The following is a 22,012-nucleotide window of genomic DNA, read 5'->3' as shown; positions in this document are numbered from 1 at the left end:
CCGGACGTGCCCAAGCCTACCGTCCCACCGCTCCCTCTGTCGACTGGTTTTCGCCGGACACCGCCATCAGCCAACCCGCCAGTGCAAAGGCCGGCCAGGCCAGACCAGGGATGTATAGGTTGAACTCCACGAACGATTGCGCCGCCCACGCCACCAAACCCAACCAGACAAAAAAGGGTTCCCGGTCCGGCCGCGACCATACCTGCCGGCCGGTGCGCACCAGCACCCCCACCACCCACACCGTATACGCCAGCGCCGCCGGCCATCCGGAATCCGACGCCTGCTGCAAATAGTCGTTATGCGTCAGCCGGGCCATCTCCGCCTCGGGCGGCTTGATCCGCTCGTACGGCCGCTGAAACGTGCCGGGACCGGTCCCCACCCACGGATGCTCCCACGCCGTCTGCCAAGCCGCCCGCCAATAATCCCAGCGAGCCGCCACACTGGGTGCCCCCCTCTGGAAAAACCCCGCATACCGCACGGCAAACAGGGTCAGGCCGACACCCAACACCAACCCCAAAACCACCAGGCGTACCCGCGCCGGCCACGGCCACGCCCAAAATCCCAGAAATGCCAGTCCCAGGCCGATCAACCACCCCGCCTTGGACCCCGACCAGTACAGGCACGCCAAACAACCCGCACCGACCGACATCACCGAAAACACCCGGGCCGCCGGCGTAAGCCGGTCGGTCGTCCCTAACGCCCACAACACCACCGGCCCCATCATCAGCAGCGCACCCGCCAGCGTGTTCGGATAGAACAGTGTGCTGCTGATCCGCAGGCTCGACGCCTTTTCCAACAACTTGGGATGAGCCTTCCATCCGTCGGGCGTGCGGATCAACGTACCGGCCTCTTCCCACCGTTTGCGTTCCTCCGCGGGAAAGTCCCGCCAATGGGTCGCCTCGTGCTGCAGAATAAACGCCCGGGTCTCGGGCAACCCACGAAACCGCTGGTCCACACCATACCCAATGACCCACAGCAGAGCCGCCAGCACCCACACCCATACACCCCGCAGGCTCGACCACCGTCCCAACCACCCGGCTCCTGCGTAAAAACAGGCCGCGCAAACCGCGAAATGCGGCAGCACCAGCCGCGTAAGGGTCCCATCCACCGTGAACAAGGCCGATACGCACTGCCACCCAAACCACATCAGGGGCAACCCCATCAACCACCACGGTCCGGGCCAGCTGCCACGCCGCCCCAGAAGTACCGTCAAACCCAACACGCCCATCGCAACCCCATACCCGTACGCCGTCGGCCACGGACTCAGCACCCACTCCAACCACTCCGAGGGCGTCTCCAGAAACTTTTCCATCACCACGGGGTTGCCGAACTTCAGCAAACCCAGGGCAAACAGCACACCCCAACCGGCCGGGACCCACCCTGATCCCAGTAATCCCTGCGGCCCTTTCGCCGGAGACCGAACCTCACGCCGGCCCGCCGGTCCGGGCCGTCCGGTGCACTGTGGATCGGACGATTTCATCCCGAGGCACGGGCGGCAACTGCCCGGGCTTCACCGAGCCGGAGCCGGAGCACCGCCGATTCCAACGCCAACAACTCCTGCACGTTGGTTCTGCGCAGCGTGAACAAAAGATCCTCCCACGTTCTCAGGTTCTGCAGGGCCTCCGCCGCGTCCAGTTTCCGGGCCAGCTGCTGCGTGGTGTCCAAGCCGGGATAGAATCGCCGGACCTCCTCCATCCCCAAACAGACGCACCAAACATCGCGAAACCATTGCAGCAGTGCCGTCAACAACTCGTCCCGTCGCCGCCTGTACTCGGCCTCAAGAGCCGCCTTTTCCTCACCCGCGCTGCGGGCCGGGCCGGCCCCTGCCGGCGCCGCCTCAGCCTCCCACCCTTCTTCTTCCACCGCCCCGGCCACGGGCCCCGTGGAAGAACCGCTCGCAGCGAGTTCCTCCTGGCGGGCCACCTCACGCTTCGCCTCCTCACGCGCTGCTTCCAACTGCTGCAACAACAGGTCCACCATCCGATACCGCTCCAGCAGCCCGGCCCCGGCGGCCAAAGCGGTCCACTCCCGCAGCCATGCCAGCCGCTCGGGCGGAAGTGGCTCGGCCCCGGCGGCAAACCGCACCCGCAAACAACGGGAGACAATGGTGTCGAGCAACCGCCCCGGCTGGGTGGTCAACAGCAGCAACACGGATCGGCCCGGCGGTTCCTCCAAGGTTTTGAGCAACGCATTGGCCGCTTGCGCATTCAGACAATCCGCCTCCACCAGCACGCCCACCTTCCAACGCCCTTCATGCGGCTTCAGAAGAACCTCCCGGCTCAGATCCCGTACCTGGTCAATGGTGATAAGCCGCAGCCTGGATTCGGGCCGGACCCAATGAACATCCGGATGGTTGCCATGTTCGACCCGGCGACAGGCCGAACATTCGTTGCAACCGTCCCACAAACCACGGCTCACATCCTGAACCGGCCGGTCACAGAGCAACGCCTGGGCAAAACTCCGCGCCACACCGACCAGCGGCGCCAGACGATCCCCGACAAACAGGTACGCATGCCCGACCCGGCCCGCAGCCAGGGACCGCTGCAACAACTTCACCGCCTGTTCCTGCTCCGGCAAATCGCGAAACGCCACGGACGCTTTTATACCCGGTCCCACGCCCCGTCACCATCGGAAAGACCCGAGCTCCGATCCGCCCAGGAGAGCGTCTCGACCGGAAAAACAATCCACCTTGACCGAACCCTCGGACAGCAGCTGACCCCGGTAGATGCCGAACGAGACCCCCAGCAAAGGTTGCCCTGCCGACCAGTCCACTTCCGGCGCCCGACATCCCAACACCCGGTGACTCAGGCGCCGTCCCGCGCCGTCCGGGTTACGCCAGCCGCCGGACTTGAGCCGCCAGCTCCCGCATCCCCGGACCATTGGACCGCTCGGACGCGACCAGACCAAACCCGGGCTCACCCGTTGCAGCGACCCAACATCTGCGCGTGACGATGCGCGGCCTTTCAAGTCCACGGAGCACCGCAAGCGCGGTGAAACCCCGGCCGGCAAAGCAAAGAAACCGATACTCCGCTTCTTCGACAAGGCGGGTTTGATAGCGTCGTTTTGACTTCCGGGCCGCGCCGCACCAGGGCGGCTTTCAGCCTCCATGGTTCTGAGAGATCTCAAGGAGACGGCCACGCCCGGCCTACCAACTCTTGCACGGTCCGGGTGAGTCCGGCGCTTTGACAGGTCAAGTTCCCGCTTGGCACAGCCCGACCATTGTCGCACTCTCAACCCGCCCAAAGCGGTCGCGTCGCCGGGTTTTCCCGCGCCTCCGGAGTCGGGACTTGCCCGCAAAAATTGCGGCCGCTCGCAGAGGAGAAGCCCATGAACTCCATCCAGTCCTCCCCCAACGGTTCAGCCGGTATCCCTCTCGCCACGCGCACACAGGACGGACCGGCCCGCCGGGGTCGGATTCGCAGCCCCAACTCGGTGCACCCATCCAAACGCGTCCTCGCAGGCCACTGGCCCCGAACTGTGTGCGCGTTCGTCTCCATCCTCTGTCTGACCGTCACGATTGCGCCGGCCACGGCGCAGGCACCCACATCCGCACCACCGGCGGTTCCTCCGCGAAGCCCGACCCCGCCGCCGATTTCACCCGAGGTAACCCCGGAGCGCCAGATCACATTCCGACTCCGCGCGCCCCAGGCACGGGAGGTGCGCCTCCAAAGCAGCGATTTGCAGGGAGCAGGGGTCCGGGAACCCGTGGAGTTCCAAAAAGGCACCAACGAGGTCTGGTCGCTCACCGTGGGGCCGGTGCCGCCCGGGTCGTACCGCTACCGGTTTTTGGTGGACGGTGTGCCCGTGGTGGATCCGCAAAACCCGACCGTGAGCGAATCGAACGAAACCGTCTGGAGCCTCGTTCACGTGCCCGGATCCGAGTGGTTCGATCTGCGTGAGGTGCCGCACGGCGGGGTTTCGGTGGTTTGGTATCGTTCCAGCACACTGCAGCGGTTCCGGCGCATGCACGTGTACACGCCCCCGGGCTACGAGTCCGGGTCCGAACGCTATCCGGTGCTCTACCTGCTTCACGGGGCAACCGATTCGGACGCGTCCTGGAGCACGGTGGGACGCGCGGGCGTGATCCTGGACAACCTCATCGCAGCCGGTCGGGCCCGGCCGATGCTCGTGGTGATGCCCCATGGCCACACCGGTCCCTTCCGATTCGGCATGCGCTTCACCGAGGAGTTCGAACGCGATTTTCTCAACGATCTCATGCCGGAGGTGGAACGACGGTACCGGGTGCGAACCGACCGTGCCGACCGCGCCATCGCCGGGCTTTCCATGGGCGGCATGCAGACTCTCAACATCCTGATGGAACGCCCCCAAGCGTTCAGCGCCGCCGGGGTGTTCAGTTCCGGCGTGTTCGGCCTGGGCAGCCGACCGGGGCCGGCGCCCGCCGGCCCCTCGTGGGAGGAACGCCATCGCGATTCGCTCACCAACGCCGCCGTCCGCACAGGGTTTCAAAACCTCTGGTTCGCCACCGGCCGCGAAGATTTCCTTCTGGAAACCAGCCGCGCCACGGTGGAACTTTTCCGCAAACACGGTTGGCCCGTGACATACAAGGAAACGGATGGCGGACACACCTGGAACAACTGGCGGGATTATCTCGTGGATTTCGTCCCAATGCTTTTCCGGTAGGCAGGCAGGGCCGGTACAATCCAGGCGCAACTCCAGACGGGACAAACCCTCACCCCGCGGACTGCTGACGTGTCTGCTCGTCATCGGGTGGGCCGCGACCTTCACCCTGTCGGCGGCCCAAATCTGGGTGCCGGCCCAATCCGTATGGCGTTTCCGTGCCGGCACCAACGAGGCTTCCTCGCCCATCACCGCATGGCGCCAGGCCGCCTTCGACGACGTTGCGGCAGGTTTCCGCAATGCACCGGCACCGTTCTGGTACGGCGATCCCCAGACCGGCGGCACCCAGTTGACCGACATGCAGGGACGCTACAGCTGCATCTTCTTGCGGCATCCCTTCGTGCTGTCGGAGGTGCCACCCCTGCAAACGGTGCGACTGCGCGCGTTTGTGGACGATGGGTTCGTCGCATGGATCAACGGCCAGGAGGTCCTGCGCGTCCGTGTCCCCGCGGGCGAACCCACCATCAACACGCTCGCCCAAAACGCCCCGGAACCGGTTCCCTGGGAAACCTACACCCTGAACCTGCCCCCCGGATTGCTCCGCGTCGGAACCAATGTCCTGGCCGTCCAGGTGTTCAACACGTCGCTGGGCAGTTCCGACCTCGGCTTCGACGCCCAACTGGAGGCCGTGCTGCTCGACACCAATCCGCCGGTGCTCCTGGCCATCGTACCCGCACCCGGGCTTCTCACCGTCTGGGACTCCATCCAGGTGACTTTCTCGGAGCCGGTGACCGGCGTGGACGCAGACGACCTGCTGTTGAACGGTGTCCCGGCCCTGGAAGTGCACGGCCAGGGCGCGGTCTACACGTTCCGCTGGACCCAACCGCCCTACGGCACACTGCACCTGTCATGGTCGCCCAACCATGGCATCACCGACCTGGCCGAACCGCCGCTACCGTTCAACGCAAACGCCCCCGGCGCCGAATGGGAATACGAATTCACGGACGCCATCCCGCCCACCGTGGTCCGGGTACATCCCCCGCCGGGGCTGACCCTTCGGACCCTGGAAGAAATCGAGGTGACCTTCAGCGAACCGGTATGGGGTGTGGACGCCGGTGACCTGCGCATCAACGGCCGGCCCGCCCGATCGGTTTCGAGTTCCGGCGAAAACACCTACCGCTTTGCCTTCGACGCACCCGGGCCCGCCACGGTCACCGTGGACTGGGCACCCAACCACGGCATCACCGATGCCGCCGCCGCATCCAACGCCTTCGCCGGAGGGGCCTGGCAGTACACGCTCGACCCGACAATGTCCACGCCGCCGGTGTGGATCACCGAAATCCTCGCCGGTGCCGTGCGCACCAACGGCCTGACGGACGAGGACGGGGACCTCCAGGACTGGATCGAACTCTACAACCCCGGCACCGAGCCGGTGAACCTGGCCGGCTGGACGTTGAGCGACGACCGATCCGCGCCCGCGCGATGGGTGTTCCCGGAACGGATCCTGCCGCCCAACGGTTACCTGGTCGTGTTTGCCTCCGGCAAGGACCGCCGCCCCACTGATCCGTCCCGCCCCCTCCACACAAACTTCCGGCTCGCGCTGGGCGGGGAACCTCTCGGCCTCTACCCGCCGGGCGCGCCCCACAACCGCGTCAGCGGCTTCGATCAATACCCCGAGCAACGCAACGACTACAGCTACGGACTGGCCCCCGACGGTCAATGGCGTTATTACGATCGACCCACCCCCGGCGCACCCAACGGACCCAGTCCCATCGTCGGGGTCTGTGCACCGGTCCACGTGAACGCGCGCCGCGGGCATTTCGACATCCCCTTCGACCTGATCCTATCCTGCGAAACCCCGGACGTGGAATTCCGCTACACCACCGACGGAAGCGAACCCACACGGGACAGCCCGAGGTTTCCGGGCCGGTTGCGGATTGATCGAACCACCCTGTTCCGCGCGGCGGCTTTCAAGGACGGTTACCTCCCCTCGCGCACCATTACGCACAGCTACTTTTTCGGGTTGTCCCCGGCCCTGCGGTCGTTGCCGACCCTCTCCCTGGTCACCGCGTCCAACCACCTGTATGGTCCCAAGGGTATCCTGGGCATCGAAGGCGGCACTTACGCCGGCGGCCCCTGGCAACCGGTCGCCCCGGGCGACTATCACAACCCGTCCCAACACGGCTTGGCCTGGGAACGGCCCGTGTCGGTGGAATGGATCGAACCCGCCGACGGCCGCGGGTTCCAGGCCGACGCCGGCATCCGCGTCCACGGCAGCGATTACCAACGACCCCGCCTCCGCCCCACCAGCAAGTTCTCCTACCGCCTCTATTTCCGCCGCGATTACGGACCCGGCCGACTGGAATATCCACTCTTCCCCACCACGCAGGTCCAGCGTTTCGACCAACTGGTGCTGCGGGCCGGATTCAACGAGCAGGACAACCCCTTCGTGCGGGATGAATTGACCCGGCGCCTGTCCTCCGACATGGGCCAGATCGCTTCGCACGGCACTCTGGCCATCGTCTTCCTCAACGGACGGCCGTACACCGCGTCGCCCTGGTACAACCCGTGCGAACGCGTCCACGAGGAATTCTTCCAGGAACACCTCGGCGGTAGCGCGGAATGGGACGTGGTCGGGCCCCCCTGGGCTCAGGCCGCCGGCCCCAGCGGCGTGGTGGATGGCGACCGCACAGACTTCCAGGCGCTGGTCAACTACGTATGGACACAATCCCCCGCTGCCCCCAACGTCTACAGCAACATCGCACGGTGGTTGGACCTCACCAATTTCGTCGATTACCTGATCCTCAATACCTGGGCGGCCACGGGAGACTGGCCCGGCAACAACTGGCGGGCCGGTCGCGACCGCGCCGGAGGTCCGTGGCGTTTCGTGGTGTGGGACGCCGAATGGGCCATGGGCTTCGGCGGCCGCGCCGTCACGTTGAACACGTTCACCATGAACGGAACCGGCCCGTGGGATTCCGGCCTGGCCAGCACCGGTTCCTCGGAAATCGCCCAGCTCTACCAGCGCCTGCGTCTCAGCGGCGAATTCCGACTCCTCTGGGCCGATCGCATCCACCAACACTTCTCGCCCGGCGGAGCCCTCGACCTGGAACACATCCTGACCCGACTCCGGGAGCTGCGCGAACAACTGGCCGTACTGATGCCCAACTTCAATCCCGACCTGGAGGCGTGGATCCGCCAGCGTACACCCATCTACCTCGGCCAACTCCAACAACAGGGCCTCTACCACTTCACCAACGCGCCGGGGTTCAACACCCCGCAGGCGTGGGTGCCCCGCGGGTTCGAACTGGTGCTGACCAACCAGGCCGGCAACATCTACTACACCACCAACGGATTGGATCCGCGTCTTCCATTCACCGGCGCCGTGGCACCCTGGGCCATCCTCTACACCGGGCCCATCCGTCTCACCGGCGACGTCACCATCCGCGCGCGTTCTCTGGTCGGCACCACCTGGAGCGCCATCGCCCAGCGCAGCTTCCGCGTGGGCCCGCCGGATTCACCCGTGCGCATCACCGAACTGCATTACAATCCGCAGGGCGGAAGCGCGGAGGAATTCCTCGAGCTGGCCAACATCGGCACCGTCGCCGTGGACCTCAGCGGGTGCGAGTTCGGAGGCATCTCCTTCCGGTTCCCCGCGGGCAGCGTTCTCCCGCCCGGCGCACGCTGGGTGCTTGCCTCCAACACCGACACCAACGCCTGGCTGGCACGGTACCCGGGTGTAACTCCTTTCGGCTGGTACGGCGGGAACCTGGCCAACGGCGGGGAAACCATCGTCCTGCGCGACCCCAAAGGCCGCATCCTTGCCGCTGTCACTTACGACGACGAAAACGGTTGGCCCACCGAACCCGACGGACACGGTCCCTCGCTCGAACTCATCGATCCATGGGCCAATCCATGGGATCCGCTCAACTGGCAGGCCAGTACCGTCTCCGGCGGCACACCGGGTCAACCCCCCACCACCCCGCCCGCGCCAACCATCCAAATCCATGAACTCATGGCCGACAACGCAGGCGCCGTCCCCCACGCAAACGCGTTCCCCGACTGGATCGAACTCCACAACGCCGGCCCCGCGCCCGCAGACATCTCCGGCTGGAGCCTCACCGACGACAACAACCCCCGCAAATTCGTTTTCCCACCGGGCACCACCATCGCCGCCGGCGGGTTCCTCATCGTATGGTGCAACACACCCCGTACCGCACCGGGCGAACTGATCGCGCCCTTCGGCCTCGATCGCGAGGGCGATGCCCTCTTCCTCTACAACGCCCAAACCAGCCGGGTGGACGGCGTCGTCTTCGGCCTGCAGGTACCCAACTTCGCCCTGGGCCGGTGGCAGGGCCGTTGGACACTCGTGGAACCCACACCGGGCGCACCCAACCGTCCGGCCATTTTGGCCGACCCCCAAATGCTCGCACTCAACGAATGGATGCCCGGATCCGGACCGGATGATCCCGGCTGGATCGAGTTGTTCAACCGCTCCGCCGACCTGCCCGTCCCCCTCGAGGGCTTGTCCGTGGCGGTGGACGGCCTCGCAGCCCGATGGTGGCCACGCTCGTACCTGGCACCGTCCGGCCATGCCCTCCTCCGCTTGACCACCGTGCCGCGTCCCGACCGCCTGCTCCTCCGCATCCCCGCCACCGGCAAACTGACACTGCAGGATCCGGCCGGGCGCACCCTGGACGAGGTCGAGTTCGCCTCCGACCAAACCGGCCTTTCCATCGGTAGAGTCCCCGACGGTGGCGATGCCTGTACCACCCTCGCAGTGCCCACCCCGGCCGCCAGCAACCAATGGCTCACGCTCAGCGGCCCGCGCATCCACGAAATCCTGGCCCGAAACCGGTCGCGAAACTTCCAGGGCCGCATCGCTGATTTCATCGAAATCCACAACCCCACCAGCACCTCGCTGGACCTCTCCGGCTTCCGACTGACCCTGCAAGCCAACGAACGCACACCGTGGACCTTCGCACAGGGAACGATCCTGCCCCCGTTTGGCTATCTGGTCGTTTGGTGCGATCCCGCAACACCGGCAAGTCATGGCCCTGAGTTCTTCAACCTGGGCCGCCCATTACCCGGCGAGTCGGGAACCGTCTACCTCTGGGACACGGCAGGCCGACGCGTGGACGCCGTCACCTACGGGTTCCAGGTGCCGGACCTCTCCATCGGCCGGACCGGAGAAACGTTCACCCTGCTCAGCGAGCCCACGCCCGGTGCCGCCAACAGCAGCCCCGCCACCCTCGGCCCGCCGACGTCTCTCCGTATCAACGAATGGATGGCCCGACCACTCCGTGGCCCGGACTGGTTCGAAATCTACAACACCGGAACCCTGCCCGTAAGCCTGGAAGGTCTGGTGATCACGGACGACCCTTCGCTGGCCGGCCGCGAGCGGCACCGCATCGGTCCGCTCAGCCTCATCGGACCCCGCGACTTCGTGCGGTTTGTCGCCGACGGTGACGCGACCGCAGGTCCCGATCACGCAGCGTTTGCACTGGCGGAAACCGGCGAAGTGCTGGTGCTCTACCGGATCCACAACAACTCCTGGGAAGTGCTCGACCAGGTCGCCTTCGGCGCGGCCAGGCCGGGCGTCTCCCAGGGACGCATCCCCGACGGCGCACCCAACTTCGGCGAATTCACCCTCACCCCCACGCCCGGCGCAAGCAATTACCGTCCCCTCACCAACGTGGTCATCCACGAGGTCCTCGCCCACACCGATCCCCCGCGGGAAGACGCCATCGAACTCCACAATCGCAGCGATCAACCCGTGGACATCAGCGGCTGGGCCCTCAGCAATGACGAACGCGACCGCTGGAAATATCGGTTCCCGCCCGGAACCGTCATCCCGCCCGGCGGGTTCCTGGTGGTCTACGAGGCCCAGTTCAACCAGCCGCAAGCCGGCAACCGCGCCTTCGCCCTCAGCTCAACCCGTGGCGAGATACTCTGGCTCACCGAAATCCGTAATGAACAGGAAACCGGGTACCGCGACCGGGCCGTATGGGGCGCCTCCTTCAACGGACAGGCCTTCGGCCGCGTCGAAACCAGCTCGGGTCCCGACTTCGCTCCACTGGAACGGCCAACCTTCGGGGTGGAACAGCCCGTCTCGTTGGAGCAGTTCCGAACCGGTCGCGGTGCCCCCAACGCCCCACCCGGCATCGGCCCGGTCGTCCTCTCCGAAATCCATTACCATCCCTCGGGCGGCCCCGACGACACTGACGAATGGATCGAACTCCACAACTTCGGTCCCTCCCCTGTCCCACTGTTCGACCCGGCCCACCCCACCAACCGTTGGAAACTCGCTGACGCCGTCTCGTTCACGTTCCCACCGGGAACCGTCCTGCCCCCGGGCGGGTTCCTCATCGTCACCGGATTCGATCCGGACGCCGATCCCACACGCGCGGCGGCCCTGCGCAGCAGGTTCAACATCCCCAACACCGTCCCGCTGATTGGCCCCTTCGAGGGCGCCCTCGACAACGCCGGCGAAACCCTCACGCTGCTGGCTCCCGACCGGCCCGAAGGCTCCGACAGCCCCCAACCCGGTTTCGTCCCCTACGTACGGGTGGACCGCGTCAGCTACGACGATGAACCGCCCTGGCCCACCAGCGCAGACGGATCCGGCCATTCACTCCAAAAAGTCGAACCCTGGCTGTTCGGCAACGAACCCTTGCATTGGGCGGCCGGCCCGCCCACACCCGGCCGGCCCAACACCGCACCCGCCACCGATTCCGACGCAGACGGCATCCCGGACTGGTTCGAATGGCAGCACGGCCTGGACCGCAACAACCCGGCAGACGCCACCCTCGACAGCGACGGTGATGGCCATTCCAACCGCGAGGAGTACCGCGCCGGCACCGATCCGTCCGATCCCGACAGCCGCCTCGAACTCCAGCTACTCCACCCTGCGCCTCCGGGCCGGCTCCGCCTCCGCTTCACCGCCCAGCCACATCGCTCCTACGCAGTTCTGGCCACCGAGGACCTGACTTCCGGCCACTGGCAAACCATCCACCAAATCCCCGCCGACCCGGCCCGGCGCGTCGTGGAGATCGAGCCCGAGCCCGGCACTCACGGCACAAGGTTCTACCGTCTGATCACCCCGGCACCCCAACCCTGATGGGGCCCGCCCGCGGACCGCCCCGGGCGCGCGCACACCTCAGTCCGCAGCAAACCAACGTGGCGAAATCACCCACTCCAGTGTCGCACACCGCCCCAACCGGAGCTTCTCCACTTCCAACCGGATCAACCCGCTCTTCTTCAGCTCAATCTCCAGTCCCTCCGGATCGCCCGTGCACAACAGGGCCGCCAACCGACCCAACAACGGTTCATGCCCCACCAGCATCACGGCGTCCGGCACCGGACGCAGCGTCTGCAACTCCGCCACCACCTCCCGCGGGGTCCGGTCCGGCGCCAGGCAATCCATCACCACGGGCTGTCGCGCCAATCGAAGCCCGCGAATCATGATCTCGGCCGTCTGCAGGGCCCGCCGCAACGGACTGCTCCACACAAGGTCACAGGAAACCTTCCGCTGCCGCAGTGCATGAGCCAGTGACCGGACCCGGCGACGTCCCTTCACCGTCAGGGCCCGTTCCGCATCCGAGCCGGAGGCCGTGGCTCCAACGTCCTCCGCCTCGCCATGACGCAACAGGTACAGTTTCACAAGCCAGAGCATGTCACCGGGCGCGCCGCCGCGCCAGCCCGGATGGACGCCACCGTCCCAGCCGGCGCGCCCCGACCTGACATCGCCCCAGCAACGCGCCTTCCCGCCGCGCCAAAAGCCCCTGAAGCGCACGCAGTCGCGCCCGCCCAATCCCCAACCGCGGGCCGTCCCGCCTCAAAGCCGCCCGCAAAACCTGCAAATCCTGAAGTTCCCCCATCAACCCGTGAAAGTCCCGCATGCCTGCAAGCACCGGCGCCGACAGCCCGGGCAGAAACGATGCCAGCGTCTCGCACGCGTACCGATATCGCTTGAACGCAACCCGCAACCGGTGAATCCCCGCCGGTGTCTTCACATGACGCGCACGCTGCTCCACACGCACAAACAACGGTTCCAACACCCGCACCGCGGCAACGGACACCGGCTCCTCCGACCCCTCCGCTGCCGCCTTCTTCAGCCGCTTCTGCAACTTCTTCAACCGCTTCTCCCGCCGCCGAACCTCCGCCGGGTCCAATCCACGCACCATCTCGTCGGCCAACCGCCGCTCCTCCTCCGCCCAAAATCCCGCCAGCCGCTCGCTTTCGGGTTCATCACCCAGCCACTGCCGCACGCGCTGCCCGCAGATGTGCAGGTCCCGGACCTCGTCAAAGGCATCCAGTTGCCCCTTCAACCACCTCCGCAGTTTCCGTGTCCCCCGGGTCAGGCCGGCCCCCCGCACCAGGTCCACCAAAGCCAGCGCCCGCCGGGCTTCCACCCGCAGTTGATGAACCCTCTCCGGATCCGGTCTGCGCCGGATGCGTTCCAACCGCCGGCGCAGCCGGCGCCGCAGCAACCGCATCGCCTCCGCCAAATGCCCCGCCAGTGTCGGATGAATGCTCGCTGCCATTCAAAATCTCCCGGCGTGTTCTTCGGCAGTTGCCCGGCCCGGGTACCCCTTCCCGCGCCCTGGCCCACGCACCCCAACCCCGGCAATATAGCACTCCTCCGGCCCCACCGGCCACGCCTCCGATTCCCTGCACCGGAGGACGGGAAAACCCGTGCGTCCACCCCGGGCCCGACCCCAGCCTCAATAAACCTGCAACGTCTCCAACACGGCCCGCACGCGGGGCACTTCGTGGGTCCGAAACAAATCCGTCCGGCCCAGTGCCGCCAGCACGGCAAAAAACGGTTCGGCGCAGCGCACCTCCTCGCCAAAATACTCAAAAGCATGGGGCAGGGCATGGCAGACCGGACAACCCAGCGTCCGTAGTCGGAACGTCTGCAAAAACACCTCCATCTGATGGCGGACCCGCCGGGCACTGTCCTGCAGGTTTCGATAATAAAACCCCAGGCCCGGATCGAGGATCACCTTCTCCACCCCGCGCTGGCGCGCCCGGTCCAATTCCCGCCCAAACCAATCGGTCATCCGCCCCACCACGTCGGCGCCGAAATCGAAATCGCCCACTGCCCGCACATGCGCTCCCTGGACATAACAAAGGATCAGGCCGGCATCGTGCGCCGCCACCAAATCATACACCGCGTCGGCCTCCGCCGTCCCGGTCAGGTTGATCACCCGCGCGCCCGCCTCCAAAACCGCCTGCGCCACCGCGGCCGAATAGGTCTCCACCGAAACCAAAACGCCCGCCGCCGCCAGTTCGCGCACCACCGGACAAAGCCGGCTCTGCTGCAGCGCATCCTCCACACGCGCCGCGTGGGCCAGGGTCGATTCGGCCCCCACGTCCACAAGATCCGCCCCCTGCGCCTGCAACACCCGGCCCCGCCGAACCGCAGTCTCCGTGTTGAGACAGACGCTCTCCCGATACCACGAGTCCGGCGACAAATTGATGACCCCCATCAACACAGGGCGCCGGCCAAATGGCAGTTCCCGCCCGCCCAGGGACATGGGTTGCACCCGGGCCTGCAACGCGTCGCCGTACCGTTCCACCAGCGACGCCAGATGCTCCAAAGTCAGCATGGTCCCACCATGAAGTCACGCACCGGCCGGACACAATCGAAAAGCACGTCCCACCCGGTCCCCGAGCACACCCCTTTCCCGGCCAACCATCCCGGAACCCGTGCAGCAGCCCGGCACCGCGCAATCCGGGTGCCCGGAGCGGGAATCAATCCGGTGCGAACCCGGGCCTGTAACGGACCGGGACACCCCCCGATCCACCCTGCGAACCCTCACGACCCAACCGGATGGGATTCACCGGTCGGAGCTGCCGCGGCCGCCTGTTCCTCAGCATAGTAACGGTAGCGGTTGATGCGGTACACCCACGCCAACACCTCCGCCACCGCAGCATACAACGAGGTCGGAATCTCGCCGCCCACGGGCGTGTGCTTGTACAGAAGGCGCGCCAGCGGCGGATTTTCCACAATCGGCACATGATGTTGACGGGCGATCTCACGAATCTGAAGGGCCTGCAGGCGGATGCCCTTGGCCACCACCCGCGGCGCGCGCATCGTCCGCCGATCGTACCGTAACGCCACCGCCACATGGGTCGGGTTCGTCACCACCACGTCGGCCCGGGGCACCATGGCATGTTGCTGGGCCCGGGACAGCGTCCGGCGCCGGCGCCGCGCCGCCTTGACCAGCGGATTGCCCTCGGTGTGTTTCAGTTCCTCCTTGAGTTCCTCCCGCGTCATCATCAAGTCCCGATGCGTGCGCCAGGCCTGGTACGCATAATCCGCCACCGCCAGGGCCAGCAACACCACCGCAATGCGCAACAGCAGCCGCAGGGCCGTCTCGCCCAGAAAGCCCGCCATCCTCCCCACACTCACCGAAGTGGCAAAGATCGGATCGCCGAGCACCGACCGGATCTCGTTGATCGTCAGCCCCAGGATCACCGCAAACTTCACCAGCGCCAGCCCGGTCACCGGCAGTTGCCGCAACGAAAAGATGCGCTGGAGACCGCGCACCGGGTTGAGCCGCCCCCAGTCCGGGGTGAGGGCTTCCGACGCCGTGTTGAACCGGTTCTGGATGGCGCCCGCCAGGAGTCCGCCCAACAGGGCCCCCAACACCAACGGGGCGGCACACTGCAACAATACCCAGCAACCGCCCAGGGCAAGCCCGGGCAGGGCACTGGCGCTCACCGGAGTGTCATGAAGATGGCCCAGTACACCGGCCGCGGTGTTGACCAGCCGCCCCCACACCTCGCGCCCGGCAAAACTCAGGGCCAAACCGCCCCCCAAAAGGACAAACGCCGTCTGCAACTCGGCGCTGCGGGCAATCTGCCCGCGTTTCATCGCCTCTTCCAACCGACGCGGTGTCGGTTGCTCGGTCTTTTCGCCCGTGTACTCGGCCATCGGGGATTCAATCCACCGGTCCCGCCCGGCTCAGCCGCCGTGCAACAACCGGGCCACCACCAACAGGTCATCCGGCAGCCGATGCAGGTAGTTCAGCACGTACTGCGCCGTCAGATGCAGCGTCAGGGCCAGCACCAGCAAACCACCCGCAATCCGAAAGGCGAAGCTCTCGGCAAACACGTTCATCTGCGGTACGGCGCGGCTGAACAGGCTGAACACGACCATGATCACAAACGATACCGCAATCACCGGCGCTGCCATCTGGATGGCCACCTGAAAAATCAGCGCCGAATGACGCACCACCGCCTCAAACAACGCCGGACTCAAACCCACACCCCCCACCGGCAACACACTGTACGTCCGCCAGAAACCCGCCAGCATCCAGTGGTGCAAATCCAGGGTCAGCATCACCACCGCCGCCAGAAAAAACAGAATCATGCCGGGGGCACCCGTGGCCTCCCGGTGCACCGGATCCAGCAACGCCCCCACGTTCAACCCCGTCTCCAGTCCGATCAAATGCGCCGCCAGGTCCACCGCGTAAAACACCATCCGCGCCACAAACCCCAGGATCAATCCCACACAAACCTCCGTCGCCATCAACAGGATCCAGTCCCCCAAACCGAGCGGCCCCAATTCCAGCGGGGGCAGCAACGGCCCCAAAAACAACGCCACAAACGCGGCCATCGCCACCCGCAAAATCCCCGGAAAATGAATCGCCGAAAAAAAGGGCAGTACCTGCAAAAACGCCCCCACCCGCAAAAACACCAGCATCAGGTTGACCGCCTGGATCTCGAGCGTCGTGCCCATGCCCTCAGAGCGTCATCTCCGGCATCCGCTCGATCACGGCCGTGGTGAAATCGACCAACGTCCGGACCATCCACGGCGACAGCAGCAGCAGCACCCCCACCACGGCCAGTGCCTTGGGCACAAACGTCAGGGAATGTTCATGGATGGTCGTGACCGCCTGGAACAGGCTCACCGCCAGCCCCACCATCATCGCCGCCAGCAACACCGGCGCCGCCAGCAGCAGCGCCTGAAATATCAGGTTCCGCAACAGTTCAATCGCAAATTCGGGATTCATGGCGCACCTCACAGACCCAGGCTCCGCACCAGGGACTGAACCACCAGCGTCCAACCGTCCACCAGCACGAACAACAGCAGTTTCAGCGGCAGCGAGATCATCATCGGCGGCATCATCATCATGCCCATGCTCATCAGCACCGTCGCCACGACCAGATCAATCAGGATGAAGGGCACGAAGATCAGGAACCCCATTTGAAACGCCGTCCGCAACTCGCTCAACACATAGGCCGGAATCACCACACGCAACGGCAGGCGCTCCGGCTCGGTCGGCCCCAGGCGGGCCATGGTCATGAAGAGTTCCAGGTCCCTCGGCCGCGTCTGCCGCAGCATGAACGTGCGCAAATGCACCGCGGTCCGGTCCAGCGCCTGTTCGGCCGTGATCTGCCGGGCCTGATACGGTGCCAGGGCCTCGTCATGAATCCGTTCCCACACCGGCGCCATCACGAACCACGTGATGAACAGGGACAGCCCCACGATGATCTGGTTGGCCGGTGTCCCCTGCAACTGCAGCGCCGTCCGCACAAACGACAGCACAATCACCACCCGGGTGAAGCACGTCATCAGGAGCAGAATCGCCGGTGCCAGCGACAACAGCGTGATCACCAGCAGAACCTTCAGCGCCACATCCACGTCCTGCGGCGCGTTGTCCGTCCCCACGGTGATCTGGATGGGACCGAACCCCGTGACCAGATTGGTCGACTGCGCCCCCGCACCGAGCGCCCCCACCAGCCAGAGACCTGCAAACAACCAGAGCCAGCCCCGGCGGGTCCGCCCCACCGCGCCCGCGCCCGAATCCATCCCGCGGACCGCGCTCTTGCCTGCCAGGGTCATGGTCGGGAATGCAGCACCCTTCGGAGGACACCGGCAAACGGCAGGGGCACCCCCCGGGCGGGGGGCCCGTCCCGGACCGGTTCCGCGGCGGCATCCGCACCGGACGGTTCCGGCCCCGGGGGCAAATGCGTCAGCAACTGCACACCCTGCGGCGTCGCCGCCACCAACAACCGCTCCTGCTCATACGCCAACACATACAGCGTCTGGCGGCCGCCCAGCGGACGCGCCTCCAGGATCCGCAACCGCGGCTCGTTCCCCCGCAGCAGCATCCGCTGCCAGTTCCGCCAAAGCCAGACGCCGGCACCAAAAACCGCCAATACCACCGCCAGCGCCACCATCACCCGCAACAGGGCCGCACCCGGATCGGGGAACGGCGTCGGAGGGGCCATCCCCACGGACGAAACCGTCGAAACCTCCCCGGCGGTTTCCGCTGCCCGGACCAGCCCCGCGCACCAAACCCACCCGACCCACACCAGGGCCGTCCCCAGCCGACCCACCCCATGGAATGTCCTGCGCATCGGATTGGCCTCGGATGATGTCACGCCGGCTGCGTCCCACCGATGACCTCGGTGATCTTCACGCCAAACCGGTCTTCGATCACCACCACCTCGCCCCGCGCAATGAGTTTGCCATTGACCAGCAGGTCCACCGGAGCATCCGCCGGTTTGTCCAGTTGCACCACCGAACCCACCTGAAGCTGCAGCACCTCGCGCATCGGCAGCTGACAGGAACCCAGCTCGATGCTCAGGTTCACCGGCACGTCCAGGACCAGATCCAGGTTCTGAGGAGAAACGGCGGCACTCATGGCAAATCCCTCACGAAGCAATCGGCGCGGTTAGTTCCACAGCCCACCGGCCGTTGCGCAACCCCGGCCGGCCCACAAAGCGTGGCATCCCATTGAGCCGCAGCTGTACACGTACCGCCGGACCGTCCAACAACAGGATGCTGCCCGGTCGCAACCGGCCCAGCTCACCCACCGTCATCTGCAAACCGGTCCACTCCAGCGCCACCGGCACCGGCAGATCATCGAACTCCGGCTTCCAGGTCACCTCGGGGGCCGAGGAAGGCCCGGCCGGCGTATCCGCCAACGGCGGCGCCAACAGCCGCGTCAGGGGCTCCAGCGTGGCGTACGGAAACGCCATCTGCAGACTCTCCCGGTAGTCCCCGGGCCCGCCCTTCAAGTTCAACACCAGCACCGCCGCCTCCGGCGGCGAGGTCTGCAAAAACCGGCTGTTGGTCTCGTGGCCCAGGATGAACGGCCGCAAATCCCGCATCTCCGGCCAGTGCAGACACCACTCGTGCAGCATCAACTGCTGGATCTGATCCAGCAGCGCCACCTCGATCTCGCTCAGTTCACGGTCGCTCTCCGGCGGCAACCCCATCCCGCCGAGCAACCGGTCCACCAGCGCCAGACCCAGTCGGGGCGGAATCACCAGCAACCCCACCCCCTTCAACGGATCCACCTTGAACAGCGTGATGTGCGTGGGCTGGGGCAGTCCCTCGGTAAACTTCTGGTAACCCACGATCCCGATGCGCTCGAGTTGCAGTCCGAACTCGATCCGCAACAACACCGCCAGCCGCGCCGACAACGAACGCAGAAACTGCTCGTGCCGCAGCCGGATCCGGCGCAGTTCGCTGGGAGCCAGAAAGCCCGACTGGCGGAAATCGTACGGCCGCAGCCGGCCCTTCGACACCACCGTGCGCTGCCCGCGCGAGGTCAGCACCGGAACCGCCTCGTCCGCGTCCGAAGGCCCGGGAATCACCGCATCTGGACCGTGGTCAGCCATGCTGCCGCACCCGTTCGGGGGTTACTGGATGGCAAACTCCGTCAGGTAAATCTCCTCCACCATCGCCTCGCCCAGCACGTTGTTGAACGCGTTGATCAATTCCGTGCGGACCAGGTTGCGTGCGCCGGGTTTCTCCAGATCCGCCAGGGTCTTCGTGGCCAGAATCCCGCAGGCCACATCCCGCAATTGCGCGTCGTGCTCCTGCATCTTCTCGCGAAACTTCGGATGCCGACTCACGGCCGACAGACTGACCAACAGGTACCGCGACCCCATCGTGCCGGCCACGTTGACCAGCAGCTTGTTCATCTGCACGCTCTCGCGCGGGCCCTCCTTCTTCGGGCCCTGCGACTCGGTCTGCTCCGCCGCGGGCGCCAGGCCCAGCTTCTTCTGCAGTTGCGGCACCAACACGTAGCTGGTCATGGCCCACGCCAGCACCGGCATCAAAACCACAACCACGATCAGCGGCAGCCAGGCTTGCAACCCGCCGCCGCCCGTGGCCGCCGACCGCGCCGTCTCTTCACCGGCGCCTGCCGCCTCCGGCATCCCTTCGGTTCGCTCCGCCATGGCCCGATCAACGTTTGAGGTTCACCAGCTCGGCCAGGATCTCGTCACTGGTCGTCACCACGCGCGCACCCGCTTGAAAGGCGCGCTGGGTGGTGATGAGCGTCGAGAACTCCTGCGCCAGATCCACGTTCGAAAGTTCCAGCGCCCCGCTGATCACCGTGCCCAGGCCGTTGGTGTTGGGCCGTTCGGGCCGGGCCAGCGGTCCGGCCGCCGCAATGTTCGAGTACAGGTTCTGCCCCTCCTTGGCCAGCGCATGCGGATTCTGCACGTTCTGCAGCAGCACCTGGCCGCGGATGAACTCGGTGCCGTCCGACAAACGCACGCGGATGTAACCGTCCGTGTCGATGGTGAACGAGGCCACACCGGCCGTGCTGCCGCCCGGCGCACCCGTGTTGTCAATCCGCAGATCCCCCAGCGTCGTCAGGCCCGCATCCGCATACCCCTGCAACCGCAACCCCGTGGCCGTGACCAGGTACCCGTTGGCGTCCAGCTGGAAACTGCCGTCGCGGGTCAGATACTGCGCATTGGTCTCGGCGTTGCGCACCACAAAGAAACCCTGGCCGGAGATGGCCAGGTCCGTCAGCGTCCCAGTGCGGGCGATCGCCCCCTGGGTAAACTGGTTTCGAATGGCACTGGTGGCCACCCCCGTGCCGATCTGCAACAGACTGCCGCCGGTGTTGCCCAGCGTCTGACTGAAGGCATCGGCAAAATCCACGCGGGCGCTCTTGAACCCCGTGGTGTTCACGTTGGCAATGTTGTTGCCAATCACGTCCATCCGTTCCTGGAACTGCTGGAGCGCGCTAATGCCGGAGTTGAGGGATCGCAACATAGATCGTGGAAGGTTGGAAGGTTAGACCATCGCAGATGTCATCAGGGACGAAACCTGCCAGAGCGGATACAATTGCCCGTTCACCAGGAGCTGCGGACCGTCCGCGTCGAAAGCCACCGCCTCCACCACCCCCTCCACACGGCCCAGGGTCTCCGATTCAAACGCGACCGACCGGCCCAGCAGGGCCGCCGCCTGCATCCGCTGCTGCGCATCACCCAGCCGCTGCATCATCTCCTGCATCTGCCGCACCTGCTCCAGGGCCGTAAACTGCGCCATCTGGGTGATGGAACTGAGATCGGCATTCGGCTGCAGCGGATTCTGGCTCGTGATCTGCGTCACCAGAATCTTGAGAAAATCCTCCTGTGACAGCGTCTTGGCCGGCACACGCGCGCCGGTTTCCGCACCCGCAACGACCGCACTCGTGATGGCACTACTGGCAGTCACACTCATGGCACGCCTCCGTCCAGAAACCCTCAGGCCCAGGTCTCCCAACCCCGGTACCGCGCCGTCCGAAGGGCCCGTCGGCCGGGCGGCTCCGTCAGGGAACCGGCCAGGGCAAACTCAGCGTACGCTCCGGCCACCAACGGATCCGCCCAATCACCCGCAGGCGGCCGGTAGCCCTGACGTTGTTGCTGGGACTGGTAATCCGGGTGCCGCTGCAAATCGCCCAACTGAATCCCCCGCGCTTCACAACGCTGCTGCAACTCGTGCCAATGCCGCTGGAAAAACTCCAGGTCCCCGCGATGCATCCACACCTCGGCCTGCACGCGGTCACCCTCCTGCCTCAGGGTCATGGACAACTGCACGCCCGCCCCGGGCTTGATTACCACATGCAACTGATCGGTGCCGGATTCGCGCAACCGGGTGGCATGAAGCTGAACAATGTCCTCCGTCCGCTCCAACGCATGGAACAACAGCTGCACCATCGCGGCCGAGTTCCGCGGCGGATTTGCCGCCTCCGCACCCGTGGCGGCCGTTGCTTGGGACACGGGTTGCAGTGAATCGCCATGGGCCGGCAAATTCTGCTGGCTCAGCCCGGTATCCTTGGTCGTTTGCGCGGCGTTGTTCATGGCAATTCCTTGCGGAGCATGGTCTGTGCCAGAGCCGGAAGCGCCAACCGTTCCGTCCCTCTGTTCGAATTCCAGCGCCGCCACCGCGGTTGCGCCGGAAGAACCTTCCGCCTTCCCGGCGGTCATGGCAGGAAAATCTTGTTCCCCACCTTCAGACGGTGCCCCATCCGCGCGCGCCTGCCCTTCCGAATCGGCGGACCGCCCGCGTGCTCCCCCGTCTGGAGACACAAGTGCGGACACCGCCCCCGACGCGTTTTTGTCCACCAAACCCTCACGGGCCGAGCCATCGGGGGGTGTCGCCACAACGCTTCCAGCCGGCGCAGCC

The 22,012-nt window shown here is 66.0% G+C and carries 18 protein-coding genes; 2 read left to right on the top strand and 16 right to left on the bottom strand.

Going from position 1 to position 22,012, the window contains the following annotated elements; translation table 11 throughout:
* Positions 1–16: 16 nt before the first annotated feature.
* A complete protein-coding gene (locus G4L39_RS00625) occupies positions 17–1,480 on the bottom strand; it encodes an O-antigen ligase family protein (protein ID WP_165105137.1) in 1,464 nt (487 codons plus the stop codon).
* Complete coding sequence (locus tag G4L39_RS00620; protein WP_165105135.1) at positions 1,477–2,592, bottom strand: DNA polymerase III subunit; 1,116 nt, start codon at positions 2,590–2,592, stop codon at positions 1,477–1,479. The genes G4L39_RS00625 and G4L39_RS00620 overlap by 4 nt, the downstream gene beginning before the upstream one ends.
* Before the next feature lie 735 nt (positions 2,593–3,327).
* Here G4L39_RS00620 and G4L39_RS00615 point away from each other — a divergent pair.
* Together G4L39_RS00615 and G4L39_RS00610 are read left to right on the top strand one after the other, a co-directional pair.
* Positions 3,328–4,641, top strand: coding sequence for an esterase (locus G4L39_RS00615; RefSeq protein WP_165105134.1), 1,314 nt, complete (start codon positions 3,328–3,330; stop codon positions 4,639–4,641).
* A gap of 127 nt (positions 4,642–4,768) precedes the next feature.
* Positions 4,769–11,698: a lamin tail domain-containing protein gene (locus tag G4L39_RS00610; RefSeq protein ID WP_165105132.1), complete on the top strand. Its 6,930-nt coding sequence runs from the start codon at positions 4,769–4,771 to the stop codon at positions 11,696–11,698.
* A gap of 39 nt (positions 11,699–11,737) precedes the next feature.
* Here the strand turns inward: G4L39_RS00610 and sixA are convergent, their stop codons facing one another.
* The 14 genes from sixA to G4L39_RS00540 all read right to left on the bottom strand — a co-directional run bounded on the left by sixA (position 11,738) and on the right by G4L39_RS00540 (position 21,687).
* On the bottom strand, positions 11,738–12,241 hold the full coding sequence (gene sixA / locus G4L39_RS00605) for a phosphohistidine phosphatase SixA (RefSeq protein WP_165105130.1): 504 nt from the start codon (positions 12,239–12,241) through the stop codon (positions 11,738–11,740).
* Positions 12,242–12,254: 13 nt separating this feature from the next.
* On the bottom strand, positions 12,255–13,124 hold the full coding sequence (locus G4L39_RS00600; protein WP_165105128.1) for a CHAD domain-containing protein: 870 nt from the start codon (positions 13,122–13,124) through the stop codon (positions 12,255–12,257).
* A 180-nt stretch (positions 13,125–13,304) separates the two neighbouring features.
* A complete protein-coding gene (locus G4L39_RS00595; protein ID WP_165105127.1) occupies positions 13,305–14,192 on the bottom strand; it encodes a dihydropteroate synthase in 888 nt (295 codons plus the stop codon).
* 209 nt (positions 14,193–14,401) lie between these two features.
* Positions 14,402–15,523, bottom strand: a complete 1,122-nt coding sequence (locus G4L39_RS00590; RefSeq protein ID WP_165105125.1) for an EscU/YscU/HrcU family type III secretion system export apparatus switch protein — start codon at positions 15,521–15,523, stop codon at positions 14,402–14,404.
* A gap of 30 nt (positions 15,524–15,553) precedes the next feature.
* Positions 15,554–16,330, bottom strand: a complete 777-nt coding sequence (locus tag G4L39_RS00585; protein WP_165105123.1) for a flagellar biosynthetic protein FliR — start codon at positions 16,328–16,330, stop codon at positions 15,554–15,556.
* A gap of 4 nt (positions 16,331–16,334) precedes the next feature.
* On the bottom strand, positions 16,335–16,604 hold the full coding sequence (fliQ, locus tag G4L39_RS00580) for a flagellar biosynthesis protein FliQ (RefSeq protein ID WP_165105122.1): 270 nt from the start codon (positions 16,602–16,604) through the stop codon (positions 16,335–16,337).
* Positions 16,605–16,612: 8 nt separating this feature from the next.
* Positions 16,613–17,437 (bottom strand): flagellar type III secretion system pore protein FliP, encoded by an 825-nt coding sequence (gene fliP / locus G4L39_RS00575; RefSeq protein ID WP_205880676.1) that lies wholly within the window; start codon positions 17,435–17,437, stop codon positions 16,613–16,615.
* Positions 17,434–17,955, bottom strand: a complete 522-nt coding sequence (locus tag G4L39_RS00570; RefSeq protein ID WP_165105120.1) for a FliO/MopB family protein — start codon at positions 17,953–17,955, stop codon at positions 17,434–17,436. Before G4L39_RS00570 ends, fliP begins: the two co-directional genes overlap by 4 nt.
* Positions 17,956–17,975: 20 nt before the next feature.
* Positions 17,976–18,242 carry a flagellar motor switch protein FliN gene (gene fliN, locus G4L39_RS00565; protein WP_165105118.1) on the bottom strand — a complete coding sequence of 89 codons (267 nt, stop codon included), beginning with the start codon at positions 18,240–18,242 and terminating at the stop codon, positions 17,976–17,978.
* A gap of 10 nt (positions 18,243–18,252) precedes the next feature.
* Positions 18,253–19,224: a flagellar motor switch protein FliM gene (locus tag G4L39_RS00560; protein ID WP_165105117.1), complete on the bottom strand. Its 972-nt coding sequence runs from the start codon at positions 19,222–19,224 to the stop codon at positions 18,253–18,255.
* A 21-nt stretch (positions 19,225–19,245) separates the two neighbouring features.
* Positions 19,246–19,788, bottom strand: coding sequence for a flagellar basal body-associated FliL family protein (locus tag G4L39_RS00555; RefSeq protein WP_165105115.1), 543 nt, complete (start codon positions 19,786–19,788; stop codon positions 19,246–19,248).
* Between the two features lie 7 nt (positions 19,789–19,795).
* Positions 19,796–20,617 (bottom strand): flagellar hook-basal body protein, encoded by an 822-nt coding sequence (locus G4L39_RS00550; protein WP_165105113.1) that lies wholly within the window; start codon positions 20,615–20,617, stop codon positions 19,796–19,798.
* A gap of 21 nt (positions 20,618–20,638) precedes the next feature.
* Positions 20,639–21,067: a flagellar hook capping FlgD N-terminal domain-containing protein gene (locus tag G4L39_RS15285; RefSeq protein WP_165105111.1), complete on the bottom strand. Its 429-nt coding sequence runs from the start codon at positions 21,065–21,067 to the stop codon at positions 20,639–20,641.
* A 23-nt stretch (positions 21,068–21,090) separates the two neighbouring features.
* Positions 21,091–21,687: a hypothetical protein gene (locus tag G4L39_RS00540; protein ID WP_165105110.1), complete on the bottom strand. Its 597-nt coding sequence runs from the start codon at positions 21,685–21,687 to the stop codon at positions 21,091–21,093.
* Positions 21,688–22,012: the final 325 nt, after the last annotated feature.

It is taken from the genome of Limisphaera ngatamarikiensis (assembly GCF_011044775.1).
In the GTDB taxonomy this organism is placed as follows: Bacteria; Verrucomicrobiota; Verrucomicrobiia; order Limisphaerales; family Limisphaeraceae; genus Limisphaera; species Limisphaera ngatamarikiensis.
The sequence above is the reverse complement of the archived record's forward strand: the minus strand, read 5'-3'. Positions and strand labels throughout refer to the sequence as shown.